This is a genomic window from Sneathiella chungangensis, from assembly GCF_009882935.1.
In the GTDB taxonomy this organism is placed as follows: Bacteria; Pseudomonadota; Alphaproteobacteria; order Sneathiellales; family Sneathiellaceae; genus Sneathiella; species Sneathiella chungangensis.
In genome coordinates, this window is record NZ_WTVA01000001.1 from 449,277 (window position 1) to 465,364 (window position 16,088).

Genomic DNA, 16,088 nt, shown 5'->3' on the forward strand with positions numbered 1-16,088 from the left:
GTTCTCCTTATCTGAAAAAATGGACCAATGTCATGGAAATTGCCGGAAAATAGGTCACCAAAAGCAACGCTGTCAGCGCGGCTAGATAAAGCGGCGCCATCGCCCGTGCGATGGAAAGCACCCCGACATTGGCAATGCGGGAGGCAACATACAAAGTTGCCCCGACCGGCGGCGTAAACAATCCAACGGCAACATTACATGTCATGATAACCCCAAGATGAACCGGATCAACGCCGAAGGTCATTGCAGTGGGAATAAAGAGCGGTGCTGTCAGCAGGATCGCCGGAACCGGATCGAGAACGAGCCCGAGGATGAGCATCACCAAATTCACCAATAGCAGGAAGGTAATCTGGTTCGACGAGACACTCTGGACAAACTCGACAAGAATCTGAGGAAGTTGTTCCAGGGTTATCAGCCATCCCAACACGCTGGTCGCGCCGATCACCACCATGACAATTGCGCTCGTCACGAAGGAATCGATAAACAGCGCGGGAAGCTGGCTCAGCTTGAAATCACGATAAATGACCACGGTGACGAAGAAGCCGTACATAACGGCAACGGCTGCGGCCTCTGTCGGCGTGACAATACCGCCGAAAATTCCCCCAAGGATAAGGATCGGCATGAAGAGCGCGGGCGCGGATGCCAAGAAAGCGGTCCATAACTCTTTCGCAGAGGAAGTCGCGCCGCCCGGGTCGCATTGTGTCTTTTTCCCGATGTAGTAGCAGACCGCCATAAAGAGAATGCCGAAAATCAGGCCGGGGACAACGCCCGCCAGGAACAGATCAGCGACAGAGACGTTGCCGACAAATCCATAGATCAACATGGGAATGGAGGGAGGGATAATAATACCGATTGTGCCAGCCGCCGCCACCAGGCCACCGGCAAATCCCTTCGAATATCCCTGCTTCGCCATGTTCGGGATCATTACCGACCCGATGGCTGCCGAGTCGGCGATTGCCGAGCCGGAAATACCGCCAAACAGCATGGAGGCGCCGACAACCACGCAGCCGAGCCCGCCGGGCAGAAATCCGAACGCGGCCTTTGCAAAATTAATAATGCGCTGGCCAACACCCCCGCGCCCCATCAGCTCTCCGGCAACAATAAACAGGGGAATGGCAATAAAGTGATTGGGCTCGACGCCCCCGATCAGGTTCAGGTAAACAGCTTGCAGGGGATACCCTAGATCAAACACGAATATGGGAAGGATGGCCGTAATCAATATCGCCCAGACAAGCGGCACACCGATCATAATGGTGAAAAGAAAGACGGCGCAGATAAACAGCAAGATCATTCGAAATCCTCCCAGGCCGGGTCATTGGATTTCCTGAAGGGATCGCGGGACGAGGTGAAACCATCCCGAATGTCAAAAACCATGTTCGCCAGATGAAAGATGAATGTCAGGGCCATGCCGACCGGAAGTGAGGCATACAGGAGCCCGACAGGCCAGTACAGCACGGTCGTTTTCTGCGCCCATGTATGCTGGGCGATCTGGAAGCCCTGATATATCAGGGAGATCAATATTACGATGATTGTAATGCTGATAACGAACTCCAGCGCCGGCTTCAGCCGATCTGGCACGAGGTAGGTAACGACTTCGGTGACGCGCATATGGGCGCCCCGGGCTTCCGCCGCGGCACAGCCGAGAAACGTCAGCCAAAGCAATAAAAACGCGGTCACCTCAAGGGACCAGGCAAGATCGAACCCCGCCGCGCCGCGCAAGACCGCGTTGGCGAAGATTAGCGTCAGGACGCACACGCCCCCACAGACGAGAAACAGATCGATCAATCGGCTCAGCATTCTGATGAAAGCGGGATAGCGACCGCGATAGTCCATCGACTTTCACTCCCTCACGAATGGCGATGAAAAGACGCAGGCCCGCGGTTTGAACGCGGGCCTGTCTGGTTTGATGGGTGCCTATTTGGCCGGGAGCCGCTTGCGGATATCAGCGGTATCCGCCAATACTTTTGCGACTTCATCGCCATAGATGCCTTTTGCCTTTTCATACACGGAGGCAACGGCGTCCCTGAAAGGTCCAATTTCCGGCGTGCTGATTTTCGCGCCGGCGGCCTTCATCTCATCAAGCTGGCTGTTGACGGAATCCCGGACCAGATTACGGCTGAAAGTCGCGGCTTCGTCAGCGGCTTTTTTCACGGCGGCCTTGTCCGCATCCGAGAAGGACTGCCATGTTTTTTCAGAAACCGTCAGAGGAAGCGGGCTATAAACATGCCGCGTTAGCGTGATATACGGCGCCACTTCATAGAACCGCAATGACTTGATTGTATCGACCGGGTTTTCCTGACCATCGACAACACCCTGCTGGATGGAAAGATAGACATCGGTAATCGGCATCACGACTGTCTGAAACCCAATCGCTTCCATGGTCCAGCGGATCATGTCATTCGGATAGACGCGCATTTTGCGCCCTTCCGCGTCCGCAGGCGAATTCAGTTCCATGCGTGTCGTGAAGCTTCTGAAGCCTGCTTCCCATGTGGACAGAACCCGAAACCCTTTTTCCGGGAGCTTGGCGAATTCAGACTTGAGCCAGTCAGAATTATCATAAAATTCCCACCCCTGCTCGTAGGTATCGACAAGGAACGGCATGGCCGTCAGGTTCAGGCTCGGCAGATGCGTCGCATAACTGCCCGTGGCAGAGACCGTGAAATCGACACCGCCCAGCTGGAGCTGCTCAATGGCTTTCGGATCATTTGCCAGCTGCCCGGCCGGATAGATCCGGATTTTGTATCGACCCTCGGTATATTCCTCCACTTTCTTTGCGAAAACCTCTGCCGCCGCCTGGCGCGATCCGCCGGGATTATCCGTATGGCTGAAACGCAGGATCGTCTCGGCAGATGCGTCCGTGGAAAAAACTAGGGCGCCGGACAGAGCCCCTACGGCGATCACCGCCGCAGACGTAAAACTAATGACATTTTTTAACATAATGTACCTCCCTTTTTCGGTGCTTTTTTTACCGTCGTTTCTTACAGCCAGCGGGTCAGAGAACCGGCCCGGCCGAAATTTCACCAGTACATTATATTCAGTAATAAATATGTCAATGTATTTTATTATGTATACATTGACATATTCACTGCTGCTGTATTAAATAGGCGGCATCAGATCAACAGGCATTCGATTGGTCGCGCTGAATAAGTCGTAAAAAAACAAAATGTTAGCTAAGGAGATTAATGCAGGGTATGTCCAGTACTGTAGAGGGAATGGATGGTTGTTAAAATTCCTGACCTCCTCGGTAGACCGGAGATAACGCTCATACGGATAGATATCGACCCGCCAAGTCCCCTGACTTGCAACCCGTCCAACAAGTGAATCATTGCAGGATTATCAAATATGGCCATTCCATCTTTTCAAATCGCAACCATCAAGGGAGATGGGATCGGGATAGATGTCACGGACGCAACCATCGCCGTTATCGACGCGGCCCAGAACCGGGTTGGCGGATTTTCCCTCGACTATCGGCAAATTCTGGCGGGCGCCGGTTACTACCGTGAAACAGGCCTTGATATTGAGGAGAACGGCGAGGAAGTGGCCGGCACGGCGGACGCAATTTTCTTGGGCGCCATCGGCCTCCCGTCCGTTCGCTATGAAGATGGAACGGAGATCTCCCCTCACCTGCGTCTGCGCGATCGCTTTCAGCTCTACGCGGGCATTCGTCCGATAAAGGCTTATCCGAACATCCCGCGGAAACTATCGGATGAACGCGCCGCGGCAATCGACATGATCATCCTCAGGGAATCGACCGAAGGGCTTTTTTACTCCGCCGCCGCCCATAACAGATGTCCCGTTGAAAATGACGATGAAGTCCAGGATACGCTCAGGATTACCCGCAAAACGACAGAAAAACTGCATGATTTTGCCTTTAACATGGCGCGGAAACGCAAGGAAAAGGGATCCCGGGGCCTCGTCACCTGTGTCGATAAAGCCAATGTTTTCAAATCCATGGCCTTCTTTCGGAAGATATTTGATGAACGGAGCCAGGCGTTTCCCGATATTGAAAAGGGATATAACTATGTCGACGCACAGGCGCTGGACCTGATCAGGAAGCCCTGGGATTTTGATATACTGGTAATGGAGAATATGTTTGGCGACATATTATCCGATCTCGCGGGCGGCCTCGTCGGCGGCATGGGAATGGCGGCCTGCGGAGAAATCGGCGATCATCATGGCCTGTTCCAGCCGGCCCACGGGACCGCCCCCGATATTATGGGCCAGGATAAAGCCAACCCGCTGGCGGCGATTCTCAGCGGCTCCTTGATGCTGGAATATCTTGCCGATAAAACGGGAGTTCAGGCCTTGTCCGCTGCGGCGGAAATCATTTCAGACGCCATCCATTCGGGATTTTCCCAGAATACCATACGACCCACCGAACTCGGCGGCGATATGGGAACGAGGGCAGTCACCCAGGAAATCATTCGTCTCATACATTCCTGACCGATCGGGGGTAAATCATGGACAAATTGCGCTGGGGTCAAGCCAATGCAGGCTCTTTCCATGGCACAGGAAGCGGAAACCCTTTATGATGTTTATTGGCGGACAATAGCCGCCGGAGTCCCGAGCATTCTGACCAAACCGCACATGGATGATGCGATTAGCAAACTCAGAAAAGGCTACGGTACCGGCAAGTCTTTTCTTCCAAACCCGGAGCGATAAAATTGTTTGTTGTAATAGTGGATTTTAAAGTGAAGGAAGATTGCGTCTCGTCCTTCAAGGCCGCCCTTCTCAAGCAGGCCCGGGATTCCTTGGACAGCGAAGCCGACTGTCACCAATTCGATGTCTGCTCCGACCCGCATGACCCGACGCAATTCACCCTGTATGAACTTTATACCGACCAGCAATCCTTTCAGGAACATCTGGCGTCGTCGCATTTTCTGAATTTTGACAAAACCGTTCACGACTGGATCGAGGAAAAGTCGGTCCGCACGCTCAAACGGGTGCCCGCATAAAAATGGCGGAGACATGTCTGAATATCGGTCTCGTCGCCCATGACGCAATGAAGGCGACATTGCTCGACTGGGTGACCCGAAATAAGTCAATCCTCGAAAAACACCGCTTTTGTGCAACCGGAACCACCTGGAAAGTCCTGACCGATATCCATAGAGACATGAAAATCGAACGGTTGAAATCCGGACCGATGGGCGGCGATCAGCAACTCGGCGCCCGAATTTGCGAAGGTAAGCTGGATGTCTTGATATTCTTTCAGGACCCGATGACCGCACAGCCCCACGACGTCGATGTCAAGGCACTGGTTCGAATGTCGACACTCTACGACATACCCCTCGCCTGCAATCCGGCGACCGCCGACCTGATCATAACCAATCCCGCTTTTGCCCATCCTGCGCGGTAAAGAGATTGCACCGTAAGGCGACCAATATCGATGCTCCGCCCCTCGACAAGGCCTTCGACATTTCATAGGGAAAACGGAAATCGGACATGCATCATCAGCACCAATACCGAACTGCATCACCGCTGACGTCGGCACGCCCTGCATAAAGGTGATCTTCGATGTTACGAAGAAAAACGTTCTTTGTTGTCATTCCAAATTTTTACGGAATTACTAAGATACGGTCAAAGATCAGATTATTTCTGAGAGCACCTAGAGGCGGAATTCGACCTCTTCCGCATCCAAGGCTAACCATTTTTCTTTTTAAACTGGTATGCTCAATATATAATCATTTAAGTAAACTTGGATAGAACGAAAAACAGGATCAGCATGTATGGCTCGCTTTACGGCAAAATACGAAATTGAGTCCCCTATTGGAATTGGTCGTGCGGCGGAGGTTCTCGCGGGAGAGCAATCCTCCGGCACATTTGTCAGGTTGGCAGCGGAAACGGACGAGTTGCGCGAACGCTCACGCGCACGTGTTGAACGCGTCGATGTCCTGAATATATCCGAGCAACCCTCCCTTCCGACGCGGCGACGCGGCAGTCAGTACGAGCGCGGGATTGTGACCGTAAGCTGGCCGGTGGCAACAATCGGAAATTCTTTACCTAATCTATTGGCGACAATTGCCGGCAACCTGTTCGAACTGGCGGAAATCTCCGCGATCCGGTTGCTTGACGTCGACCTTCCAAGGGAATTTGTCGAAGCCTGCCCCGGCCCTAAATTCGGCGTAACGGGAACACGCCGACTTGCTGGCGTCGAGGAAGGATTGATGGTTGGCACCATCATCAAGCCCAGCGTTGGCTTCAGCCCGGATGACACGGCGGCACTTGTCAAACAGCTGGCGGAAGCGGACATAGACTTCATAAAAGACGACGAGTTGCAAGCGAACGGCCCAAATTGCCCCCTGGAGGACAGGGCCAGAGAAGTCATGCGTGTTCTGAACGATCATCAGGAAAAAACAGGCAAGAAGGTGATGTATGCCTTCAACATTACCGATGAAGTGGAGGAAATGTGGCGCCACGCCGAGACCATACAGTCCCTTGGGGGAAGCTGCCTTATGGTTTCGCTGCATTCCGTCGGATTGGCCGGCATGCGCGCGCTGCGCGATCACTGTGATCTACCGCTCCATGGCCATCGAAATGGGTGGGGGCTGTACTCTCGCTCCCCGGATATTGGCATCAGTTATGTCGCTTGGCAGAAACTTTGGCGATTGGCCGGCGCGGATCATTTGCATGTAAATGGGCTGGGAAATAAATTTACGGAAAGCGACTCTGTGGTAGCTGAGTCAGCACGAGCCGTTCAGGCACCCGTTTGTGAAGACGGACCGACCTATGCAGCAATGCCAGTCTATTCCTCCGGTCAAACGGCATGGCAGATTGCCCCGTCACGGGACATCCTGGGCTCCGATGATTTTATTTTTTGTGCTGGCGGCGGAATAATGAGCCATCCGTCCGGACCGGCGGCCGGTGTCACCGCCCTGCGTCAGGCGGCCATGGCCGCCCGAGAAGGGATCAACGTCGAAGAATTCGCCAAGTCTCATCGCGAACTGTCAGAAGCCCTGGAAAGATTTGAAAAACCCACCCTGACAAAAACCTAAGAGACTAACATCCGGCGGCCATTCATCGAAACCAACTGACGTTACCTTTGCTGTTTATACCGTTCCTCGGAGCGGTTTAGATGTATTTCCATGGCCTTAACGGCGCCTTCAACATCACGTTTTTCAATCAAATCGACAATTTCGCTGTGTTCCGCCAATGTCGTTTCTTCCCGCCCTGACCAATGCAGCAGAACTGTATGATATTGAAAAAGCCACTTCAACATGGCCTCGCTGACAGCCGTTAGAAGCGGATTTCGTCCGGTTTCGGCGATCCGTTTGTGAAAGGCGATATCAGCTTGCATAAATGCCTCGGAATCACCCAACTTATCACGTTGCTTCGCGATCAAATCGCGGAGGTCGCGGATATCCTTTTTTGTGCTTCGTTCCGCGGCTGATTTTACAATTCCCGCCTCCAATAGCCGACGGGCTTCTTTTAAATGCTCTATATTGGCCGGCTCCGATGTCAGGAGAAGCTGTGCAATCGCGTCCACTTGCTTGAAGGCCGTTCCCGCGGAAAGCTCGTTTACACGACTACGTTCGCCGTGGGAAATTGTAATAAGGCCCATGGTATGCAGGGATTGAAGGGACTCTCTCACTGCTGGCCGCCCCACACCGAAGCGCTCCATTAGCGTCCGCTCAGATGGCATGTAATCTCCCGGCGCAAGTTCTCCACTGGCGATCATGTTCCGCAGCCTGTCAAAAACTTGGTCGGATAATTTGCGCCGATGAATACGCTCCGCCGGTTCTTGGCTATCTAACTGGTCTTTGATTGGCATCGTACCCAACTTTCCATAAAGTAAAGAATATCCTTTCTATCATGGCATAACAACCATGTGATCATACCAATTTGACCGCGAAGGGGTCCAATGAAATAGGTTTGAGTGCATCAATTTGACAAGTAATTGTTTCACTGGTCAAGTTCGCCACGGCAATACAATCCGTAAACGCGATAACGGAAAGCTTGTCGGGATGAGAAACCCTGCTGGATCGCACCGGGGCACCTCCCCGCCGCGCCAACAAAGAAATGGCATGACCCAAAGGGCTTAGTTTTCCGGCTTTTGTAACAACACCGCGTGGACCGGTAAACGCGGCCGGTGTCCAGGACTCTATTCCAAATGGAACGATTTCGGCCGCATATCCAACCGCGAAAGCAGCGCCGAAACGCGCCCAATGCCGAGGATCGGAGTTCGCCATGCATATTCTCTGGTCACGAAAATTGTCCATTGTTTTCGTGCCATATGGGTTCTGGCGCATTGCTATTGAGGACAGCCCAAGCCTGTATGAAAGAGACCCTGCGAATTTTCTTGTCGATTTAAGAATATATGGAATTGTTTCCAGAGTCTGCATCACGCTTTGATCGTCTGCCGCATGCACAATAGGATTTGTGCCATGTGAAATGAAATCCAGATTTTCCGTAGGTGGCCGCTTGCGATTGAGCTCGGTAAAATAGCTCAGCATTCCCCCGCCGATTTTTATGCCGTCAAAATTCTCCCGCGTCGCGGCATATATGGCGTCGAGCGGAGGACAATCGGGCCATTCGCTGCCGGGCGGCGTCGATTGTCTGTCCACGGACGGACATACCAGTAGGGAATCCAGCTTAAGTTGCGCCTGGTTCAGGCCCTTCTTAAGTAGCTGGAATTCCTTTCGCAGATCGCCAGTACAATCCGCCGCATACTCAAAATCATAAACAGCCGGATACTTTCTTTGCAACTGACTGAAGGCGCGAAGATCATCAATTGTATGGCCTGCAGCGGGATCAAAATGGCAGGTAATCCTTGAAGGAGAAATCGTCGCAAGCAACGGAAGGTATTGTAATGCTTCATCTGCTTCATTGGGCGTCAGGACGAGCGCCGTCTCCGGAAAAGAGCAATCCAAAATTTCCCCCGTCGCAACTGATATTTGCCCGGCGGATGTTTCGACCTTGATGGATCGCCCGGTAAAAGAGAGATAGACGGATTGCGATACGGTCACGCCATGATCAAGCAAATACGGCCAAGGGAGTTCCAGCGGTCTTACATAGGTTTTGAACGACGCATCCGACCAATTCCGCTGGTCTTCCATTTCAAAGACGTCGCCCTTCAGCCGGCAGGAAACCGTAACTCCCGAAGTTTCATGCGTTAAACATTGGATATTCTTGAAAGGTTGCCACGGCTCTATTTCATTCGGGAAGTGATCTTCAATTACCTGCCCATCTGAATGTTCCACTGTCACCCGGCTACCGGACACGCCTATCGGATGAAGTATCGTGAATCCCGCCCGGTTGGTCTCGAAGGAGCCTGTCGGCGTCGCTGCCGCCGAAAACACCAGACGATTGTTTCCCGCTTCAATGTTTACATCGACATCAAGCCGCGCATCGTTGCTATGATATATCGCATGATAAGTTACGCTGAAATGATCACCTGATTCCTCAATACGCATATCCGTAATCTGCGGAACCAAGGTGCCCCAATCGCGGTCGCGGATCAGATATCCGATCCCCCGTATCATTTCTATTTGATCAAACCGGATATCGCGTAGATTCCCCTCTTCCAGGATCGCGGTCACCAGCCCAGCGGACAATAATCTCCTTTCCGGGATCGGGGCATCCGTTCCATAGAGAGTCATTGCCACTGTCAGTTCCATGTCAGAGCTCGTCCAGCTTTACGGTTCGATTTTCCTGCGCAGATAAATAGGCGGCTTCGACGAGCGCCAATGTATTCAGATTGTCGTCACCCGACGTCTCAGGATTTGTCCCTGACCTCAAGCACTCGACAAAATGCTGCTGGATAATCTGAACGCTCTCCTGAATATTATGCCAGGGCCGTTCCACCCAAGGTAGCAGCGGCGGAGAAACATCAAACACCTGATCAGTCCCGTCTTTATGTACGATGAGTTTATAGCCCGCCTCCAATCGCAAGCTGCCTCGATCCCCGTCGATTTCCAGTAAGGTTTCAGGAAAGGTTTCCGGCTGTCGCTTTGTTGAATAGGAACAATCTACGACGGACGTCGCCCCGTTCTCATGATTCAACAGCATTGTCGCGACATCTTCCCCCTTGATCTTCGGATTTATCCTGTTGATCAGCGCGGAGATTGAGGTGGCATTCCCGAATATCGCCCTGGAAATATCCAGGATATGAATGCCCAGGTCCTGGATAATAAACCGATCATCGGTGGCGAGATACGGTTGGTTCGCATATACATCATAGGCCGATCGGAACGAAACGCGTCCGAAAAACGGGGTTCCGATTTCTCCCTTTTGGATCGCTGATATCGCCGCGCGAACAGCAGATTGCCACCTGAAATTTTCATGAACCATCAGGATCCGGTTGGCCTGCTGCGCGGACTTCACCATCGCCCTGGCATCATCGAGGTTTTCGGCAAACGGCTTTTGGCAAATAATGTTCAGCCCAGCCGCAGCGGCGAGTTCGACCAACGGTCTGTGCGACGTCACCGTGGTTGCGATATCCACGAAATCAAGCCGTTCCGCGGCGATCATTTCGGCGACATCACCATATGTCGCGTCGACGTCAAAGGCTTTCGCGGTATTTTTCAGGCTATCCGGATCGCGATCACATAGCGCGACAATTTCTGCGCCGTCAATCGCCGCCCAGGCATGCATATGATTTTGGGCAAAAAATCCGCACCCTATAAGCGCTCCCTTTAATGTCTCCATAATGTTACTTCCCCAGGGCCGCCTGGCTCTGCAGCGCCACACGACTTTGTATTTTCTGTTGTGCCTGATCCACGACGACCGCGGCAATTATCACCAGGCCCTTGATGACAATCTGCCAGAAAGACGAAACCCCCATCATGACCAGGCCATCGGAAAGAATACCGATGACAAAAGCGCCGACGATAGTTCCGGCGATCCGTCCCCGCCCCCCCGACATGGATGTGCCACCAAGGACGGCGGCGGCAATGGCGTTCAACTCGAATGTTTCCCCCGTCGCCGGGTGCGATGCGACAAGCTGGGAACTGATGATCAGTCCGACAATAGCCGCACAGAGCCCGGAAAACATGTAAACGAACATCTTGACCTGATTGACTTTCACACCGGACAGGGCCGCCCCCTTCTCGTTTCCGCCCACCGCATAGATGTGCCGCCCGAGCGGGGTTCTGCTCGCGAGGTAAGCCGCGCCAAGGCCGACAAAAATCAGGATCCAGATCGTGATTGGAATACCCAGAACTGATCCCGCTCCCAGCAGGACGAAGGTATCCGAACCATATTCCGGATTACCGTTCAAATTAGGAAAGGTCCTGCCATCGGAAAAAAGCAGGGCAGCGCCGCGGGCAACGTAAAGTGTTCCAAGTGTCGCGATAAACGGCGCGACGCTGAGCTTGGTGATAAGCAAGCCGTTTATCATTCCAACGAACACGCCAACGCAGAGGACAATTGCGATAATCTCCAGGGTATTGAACTGAATACTCCAGCCCAGCCCGAAATCCACTCCAAACAGCACCAGCCAGCCGGCCACCATTCCGCATAACCCGACGATTGATCCGACGGATAAATCGATACCGCCGGTAATAATCACGAAAGTCATGCCGATGGCCAGAAAGGCATTCAATGCCACATGTTTGGACATAATCACCATATTTGCCGCGGTCAGAAAATTGGGCGCGGCAAAGGCGAAAAATGCAAATACCGCGATGAGCGCGATAAAGGTGCGCAACCGTAAGATAAGCAACAGGGCTGATTGGCTGTTGGCGGTGGGATTGGAAGCGCTCGTGGTTGATTGTGTCGTCATTATTCAGCCAACTCCTTCTCAGGAATATGTGTCGCCCGCGCATGACCAACAGCCGAGGCGGCGACAACCATGCTTTCATTCGTATCCTTGCGATCCCATTCGCCGGTAATGCGCCCGTTCGACATCACGATGATACGGTCGGACAGCGACATCACCTCATCCAGATCCGAGGTAACGAACAGAATACCAAGACCTTCCGCCGCGAGGCGGCGCATTTCGCGAAAGACTTCCGCCTTCGCGCCGACATCGATGCCGCGGCTGGGCTCATCCATCAGCAGTATTTTCGGCTTCGTCATAAGCGCCTTACCGATGACGACCTTTTGCTGATTGCCGCCGGAAAGAGAACTCACCGGATTTTCAGGAGAGGCAATTTTGATTGTGAGATCGCGAACATAATCCATGACGGCCTTTTTTTCCTTCTCAAGGTCCAGATGAAACCAACGCGTGAAGTCCCGCAAACTGGAAAGGGACATATTTTCGCGAACCGAATGCATCTGGATAAGACCGACCGCCTTGCGATCTTCGGGGATAAGGACGATACCACGACGAATACGTCCCTCAACGGTCTTTTCGGTGAGCGGTTCTCCATCAACGAAGAACCGGCCGGTGGAATGCGGATGCTGAACCATAATGCATTCAAAAAACTCCGACCGGCCTGCGCCCATAAGGCCATATATACCCACAATCTCGCCCTCTTTGAGGGACAGGCTGACGTTATCGACAACAAATTTACCGCCTTCACGGAGCAGGCTGATATTCTCGGCGCGAAATACTTCCTTGCCGAAATCATGCTCGACGGATTTCGCAAAATCCTTGGACGCGCTACCGATCATATTCTGAACGATCCAGGGAACATCGACGCCTTCCATGCTCCGCGCCCCGGTAATATGTCCGTCCCGCAGAACCGTGATATAATCCCCGATCCGGATCAATTCCTCCAGACGGTGAGAGATATAGATAATGCCGACCCCGCGTGCTCTCAGGTCGGCAATGACCTTGAACAGGATTTCCACTTCGGATGAGGACAGGGCCGACGTTGGTTCATCCAGAATAAGAATGCGGGCATCTACCGCGAGGGACTTCGCAATTTCTACAATCTGCTGTTCGCCGATCCGCAGGTCCCCGACGAGCGTATCGGGGCTTATTTTATGCTCCAGCCGCTCCATCAGCCGCTGTGTTACTTCACGCTGACGCTTGCGGTCGATATGAACGCCGAATTGAAGGTTTTCCCGGCCCATAAAGATATTTTCCGACACCGAAAGATCGGGAAATAGATTCAACTCCTGGAAAACGATGCCAATTCCATGCGCGGCGGCATCTGCCGTACCGCGCAAATGCACCTCCTTTCCATCGATGAGAAGCTCGCCGTCCGTCAATTGTTCGACCCCGGCGATGACTTTCATCATGGTCGATTTACCTGCACCGTTTTCGCCCACCAGCACATTCACGGCACCGAGACGAACGTCGAAATCAACGTTGTTCAGCGCAATTGTGCCCGGATACACCTTTGTTCCGTTGCGAATAGAGAGACCAATTGGGTGTGTCATTAACGGACCCCCACCTCAACCGGCGTCAGAACCAGCTTCGATCCGGGACTTGTCACGCTGAAGACGGCAATAAATGATACATCCGCACCAACCAAGTTATCCATCGGCAAAGTTGAGGTCACCCTGTCATGAGCTTCCGAATTAAGCGAGCGGCCAAGTTTCGCATATTCGATTTGATCGCGGAAATCCGAGAATGTCAGGAACGTCACCGCGTCCCGCAATGCGGTTCCCCTGATGACCGGCCCCAGTTGCAGAAGAAAATCAGGTTCGTTATTGCCGGTGGCGTCTATCGTCGCGGTTGCCGCCCGGCTTTCCGTGTTCGCCGAGAGTATCTTGCCATTCCCGCGAACGATAAAATGCCAGGGGCTCGCCTCGCTTTCCTGACGAACACCAAATTGATTTCCAGCATCATCCAGACCCTTCGCAAGGCCGGTGATAACCTCTTCAAATGGATGCGAATTTTCTTTGTAGAACGGAACGAACTTTGTGTCCCAATTGTCCGAAACGAAAGCGTCCATTCGTTCCGCATCCGTCATTTTCGACGAAGCTATCTCATCCGGGGAAGGATTTTTGACAATTTTGCATGCCGATATGGTCGTCACCAATAGCGTCAGACACATCGCAGTCAAGGCGCGTCGGTACATTCACGGAACTCCAGTTTCTAGGGTCAGTTAGAAATTCGGCCAGCACAACGATAGTGCTGGCCGAAATAACTGTCATTACTTGAGTGCGAATGTTTCAAGCTTGGGAGCGTTGTCAATCGTGATGAGAACGCAATCCATCAACTGTTTTTCGTCCTTCCCAGTCGATCCTTTGGTCAGATAGTCATGTGCCTGCTCAACAGCCCACTGCGCTTGACGGTAGGCAGGTTGCAGTACCGTGGCCTTGATGCCCCCCTCAAGAATTGAATCGCGGACATCATTTGAACCGTCAAATCCAACGACGATGATGTCGTCACGACCTGCTGCCTTCAATGCCGCCCAAGCGCCCATTGCCATGGTATCATTGCCGGAGATAACGCCTTTGATATCCGGATTGGCTTGCAGAATGGATTCCATTTTCTCAAAGGCTTCCGTCTGGCTCCAGTTCGCTGATTGCTGCGCAACCATTTTCATGTCCGGATACTGGTCGATGATGTCATGGTAGCCGGATGAACGGATCCCCGCATTGGTGTCCGCTTCCCGGCCGACCAACTCGACATAATTTCCCTTTTCTCCCATCAACCGCACGAATTCCTCGGCGCCGAGCTGAGCGCCCTGGTAGTTGTTGGAAACGATCTGGCTAACAGCGATCCCGGTTTCCTTGATTTCCCGATCGATCAGGAAGGACGGGATGCCGGCATCTTTCGCCTTCTTTACTGCGGCAACCGTGGCATCGGCGCCGGCATTATCGAGAATGATTGCCTTCGCACCGCGCGCAATTGCAGTGTCAAATAGTTCGGATTGTTTGTTGGGATCATCATCATGCACCAGCACAATAACGTCATAGCCGAGTTCCTTCGCGCGGAGACTAGCCCCTTCCGCCTCTGATTTAAAAAACGGATTGTCATGAGATGGCGTTATGACAGCCATAAGATCCGCTGCCGATGCAGCAATCGGGGCAGCGAGTAGAGCCGCGGTCGCCGCCACAGAAAGAAGAAAGCGTGAGAATTTCATTTTTAACCTCCAAGTTAGATAACAGTCTTGTCTCTAGTTTTTTGCTTTTTTGGTGTATTTTCCCGGTTTCACATACATTTACTTACTGTTCAAACCGTCTATGCATATGGCGACTTTTCTTTTTTTACCGTCCCACAGAAAAACTCTCGCCAACTCCTATTTTGGTCACAAGAATATTATTAAAGGGCCTGTCGACCCTTAATATGCCATGCTCCCATTTCACGGGACCAAGCCCGAACTCGTCAGGTTATCCGTTCGATACTGGCGGCAATTTCTTCAGTTTCGAAGACACGCTTCCAGTTATCGCGCATCAAGGTTGGCTTACCAAACTCTATCGCCTTATTGCACGCATCCGAGAACGCGCCGTCAATTTCGTTGAAAATGACCGCACTTAATATATTCATATGGCCGAGGAGAAAATCGCGGGCGGCATCCGCCGGCACTCCGCGTGAAACGACTTCATCCATCGCCTCTTTCATGACGGACAGCAATGTCGCGCAAACCGTTTCCGATAGACCCGGCTCCAGAAGGGCCATTTGCTCCACCGTCACGCGATAGGAATTGGCGACCGGGGCAAATATTGTGCGCCCAACCTTTTCACCCAGGGCATAATCCTCTTCCGGACCCTGCATCAAGGCGTTGACCACCCCTTGCTTGGCCGCAAATCCGCCGAAATAATCCCGCTTCGCAACGATATCCGTCTCGTCGTTAAATATAGGAGGGTGGCAAGGATGCGTCACGAAATATGTAATATCGTCTCGCTCCGGCAGATGACCCGCGAATGGTGCCGCGGCATCCAGGCAAACCACCATCGCACCCGGCCTGATCTTGTCATTGATTGAATGCGCGACCTTGCCGATAACCGTATCAGGGACCGCCAGAACGACAATATCCGCGCCATCAAGCGCTACATCGACATCGACGCAATCAACGCCGACCTCTTCCTTTAGTCGCGATCGGCCAGCCTCCGACACCTCCACATGGCGAGCTTCAAAGTCGGAATTCTGGAGATTTCTGGATAGACGGACACCCATCTTACCACCGGCGCCGAACAGTGCGAGTTTAATCACGATCCCTCCCCTTTTTTATGAGCCGCCAGATATTACGGTAATGATTGACTACTGGTATGATGATGTAATAAACATATCATCATGTCAATACGGTGAA

The 16,088-nt window shown here is 52.6% G+C and carries 16 protein-coding genes; 5 read left to right on the forward strand and 11 right to left on the reverse strand.

Annotation, left to right across the window (positions count from 1 at the left end; all coding sequences use genetic code 11):
- Window positions 1–7: 7 nt before the first annotated feature.
- From GQF03_RS02210 to GQF03_RS02220, 3 genes are all read right to left on the reverse strand, one after another.
- Complete coding sequence (locus GQF03_RS02210; RefSeq protein ID WP_161337553.1) at window positions 8–1,291, reverse strand: TRAP transporter large permease; 1,284 nt, start codon at window positions 1,289–1,291, stop codon at window positions 8–10.
- Window positions 1,288–1,833 (reverse strand): TRAP transporter small permease, encoded by a 546-nt coding sequence (locus tag GQF03_RS02215; RefSeq protein WP_161337554.1) that lies wholly within the window; start codon window positions 1,831–1,833, stop codon window positions 1,288–1,290. Before GQF03_RS02215 ends, GQF03_RS02210 begins: the two co-directional genes overlap by 4 nt.
- Before the next feature lie 81 nt (window positions 1,834–1,914).
- Window positions 1,915–2,937, reverse strand: a complete 1,023-nt coding sequence (locus tag GQF03_RS02220) for a TRAP transporter substrate-binding protein (protein WP_161337555.1) — start codon at window positions 2,935–2,937, stop codon at window positions 1,915–1,917.
- A gap of 405 nt (window positions 2,938–3,342) precedes the next feature.
- Here GQF03_RS02220 and GQF03_RS02225 point away from each other — a divergent pair, with 405 nt between their 5' ends.
- The 5 genes from GQF03_RS02225 to GQF03_RS02245 all read left to right on the forward strand — a co-directional run bounded on the left by GQF03_RS02225 (window position 3,343) and on the right by GQF03_RS02245 (window position 6,992).
- Window positions 3,343–4,443, forward strand: coding sequence for an isocitrate/isopropylmalate dehydrogenase family protein (locus tag GQF03_RS02225; RefSeq protein WP_161337556.1), 1,101 nt, complete (start codon window positions 3,343–3,345; stop codon window positions 4,441–4,443).
- A 60-nt stretch (window positions 4,444–4,503) separates the two neighbouring features.
- A complete protein-coding gene (locus tag GQF03_RS02230; protein WP_161337557.1) occupies window positions 4,504–4,662 on the forward strand; it encodes a hypothetical protein in 159 nt (52 codons plus the stop codon).
- A 2-nt stretch (window positions 4,663–4,664) separates the two neighbouring features.
- On the forward strand, window positions 4,665–4,955 hold the full coding sequence (locus GQF03_RS02235) for a putative quinol monooxygenase (protein ID WP_161337558.1): 291 nt from the start codon (window positions 4,665–4,667) through the stop codon (window positions 4,953–4,955).
- Between the two features lie 2 nt (window positions 4,956–4,957).
- Window positions 4,958–5,356 carry a methylglyoxal synthase gene (locus GQF03_RS02240; RefSeq protein ID WP_161337559.1) on the forward strand — a complete coding sequence of 133 codons (399 nt, stop codon included), beginning with the start codon at window positions 4,958–4,960 and terminating at the stop codon, window positions 5,354–5,356.
- Between the two features lie 370 nt (window positions 5,357–5,726).
- Window positions 5,727–6,992, forward strand: coding sequence for a ribulose-bisphosphate carboxylase large subunit family protein (locus GQF03_RS02245; protein WP_161337560.1), 1,266 nt, complete (start codon window positions 5,727–5,729; stop codon window positions 6,990–6,992).
- A 41-nt stretch (window positions 6,993–7,033) separates the two neighbouring features.
- On the opposite strand, the gene nanR is transcribed toward GQF03_RS02245, so the two are convergent.
- The 8 genes from nanR to GQF03_RS02285 all read right to left on the reverse strand — a co-directional run bounded on the left by nanR (window position 7,034) and on the right by GQF03_RS02285 (window position 15,991).
- Window positions 7,034–7,768, reverse strand: coding sequence for a transcriptional regulator NanR (gene nanR, locus GQF03_RS02250; protein WP_161337561.1), 735 nt, complete (start codon window positions 7,766–7,768; stop codon window positions 7,034–7,036).
- Window positions 7,769–7,829: 61 nt separating this feature from the next.
- Window positions 7,830–9,614 carry a D-apionate lactonase gene (apnL, locus tag GQF03_RS02255; protein WP_161337562.1) on the reverse strand — a complete coding sequence of 595 codons (1,785 nt, stop codon included), beginning with the start codon at window positions 9,612–9,614 and terminating at the stop codon, window positions 7,830–7,832.
- A 1-nt stretch (window position 9,615) separates the two neighbouring features.
- A complete protein-coding gene (locus GQF03_RS02260; RefSeq protein ID WP_161337563.1) occupies window positions 9,616–10,644 on the reverse strand; it encodes a Gfo/Idh/MocA family protein in 1,029 nt (342 codons plus the stop codon).
- A 4-nt stretch (window positions 10,645–10,648) separates the two neighbouring features.
- On the reverse strand, window positions 10,649–11,719 hold the full coding sequence (locus GQF03_RS02265; protein WP_161337564.1) for an ABC transporter permease: 1,071 nt from the start codon (window positions 11,717–11,719) through the stop codon (window positions 10,649–10,651).
- Window positions 11,719–13,266, reverse strand: a complete 1,548-nt coding sequence (locus tag GQF03_RS02270) for a sugar ABC transporter ATP-binding protein (RefSeq protein WP_161337565.1) — start codon at window positions 13,264–13,266, stop codon at window positions 11,719–11,721. Before GQF03_RS02270 ends, GQF03_RS02265 begins: the two co-directional genes overlap by 1 nt.
- On the reverse strand, window positions 13,266–13,910 hold the full coding sequence (locus GQF03_RS02275) for a DUF2291 family protein (RefSeq protein ID WP_161337566.1): 645 nt from the start codon (window positions 13,908–13,910) through the stop codon (window positions 13,266–13,268). The genes GQF03_RS02270 and GQF03_RS02275 overlap by 1 nt, the downstream gene beginning before the upstream one ends.
- 75 nt (window positions 13,911–13,985) lie before the next feature.
- Window positions 13,986–14,921 carry a D-ribose ABC transporter substrate-binding protein gene (locus tag GQF03_RS02280; protein ID WP_161337567.1) on the reverse strand — a complete coding sequence of 312 codons (936 nt, stop codon included), beginning with the start codon at window positions 14,919–14,921 and terminating at the stop codon, window positions 13,986–13,988.
- Window positions 14,922–15,163: 242 nt separating this feature from the next.
- A complete protein-coding gene (locus tag GQF03_RS02285; RefSeq protein ID WP_161337568.1) occupies window positions 15,164–15,991 on the reverse strand; it encodes a phosphogluconate dehydrogenase C-terminal domain-containing protein in 828 nt (275 codons plus the stop codon).
- Window positions 15,992–16,088: the final 97 nt, after the last annotated feature.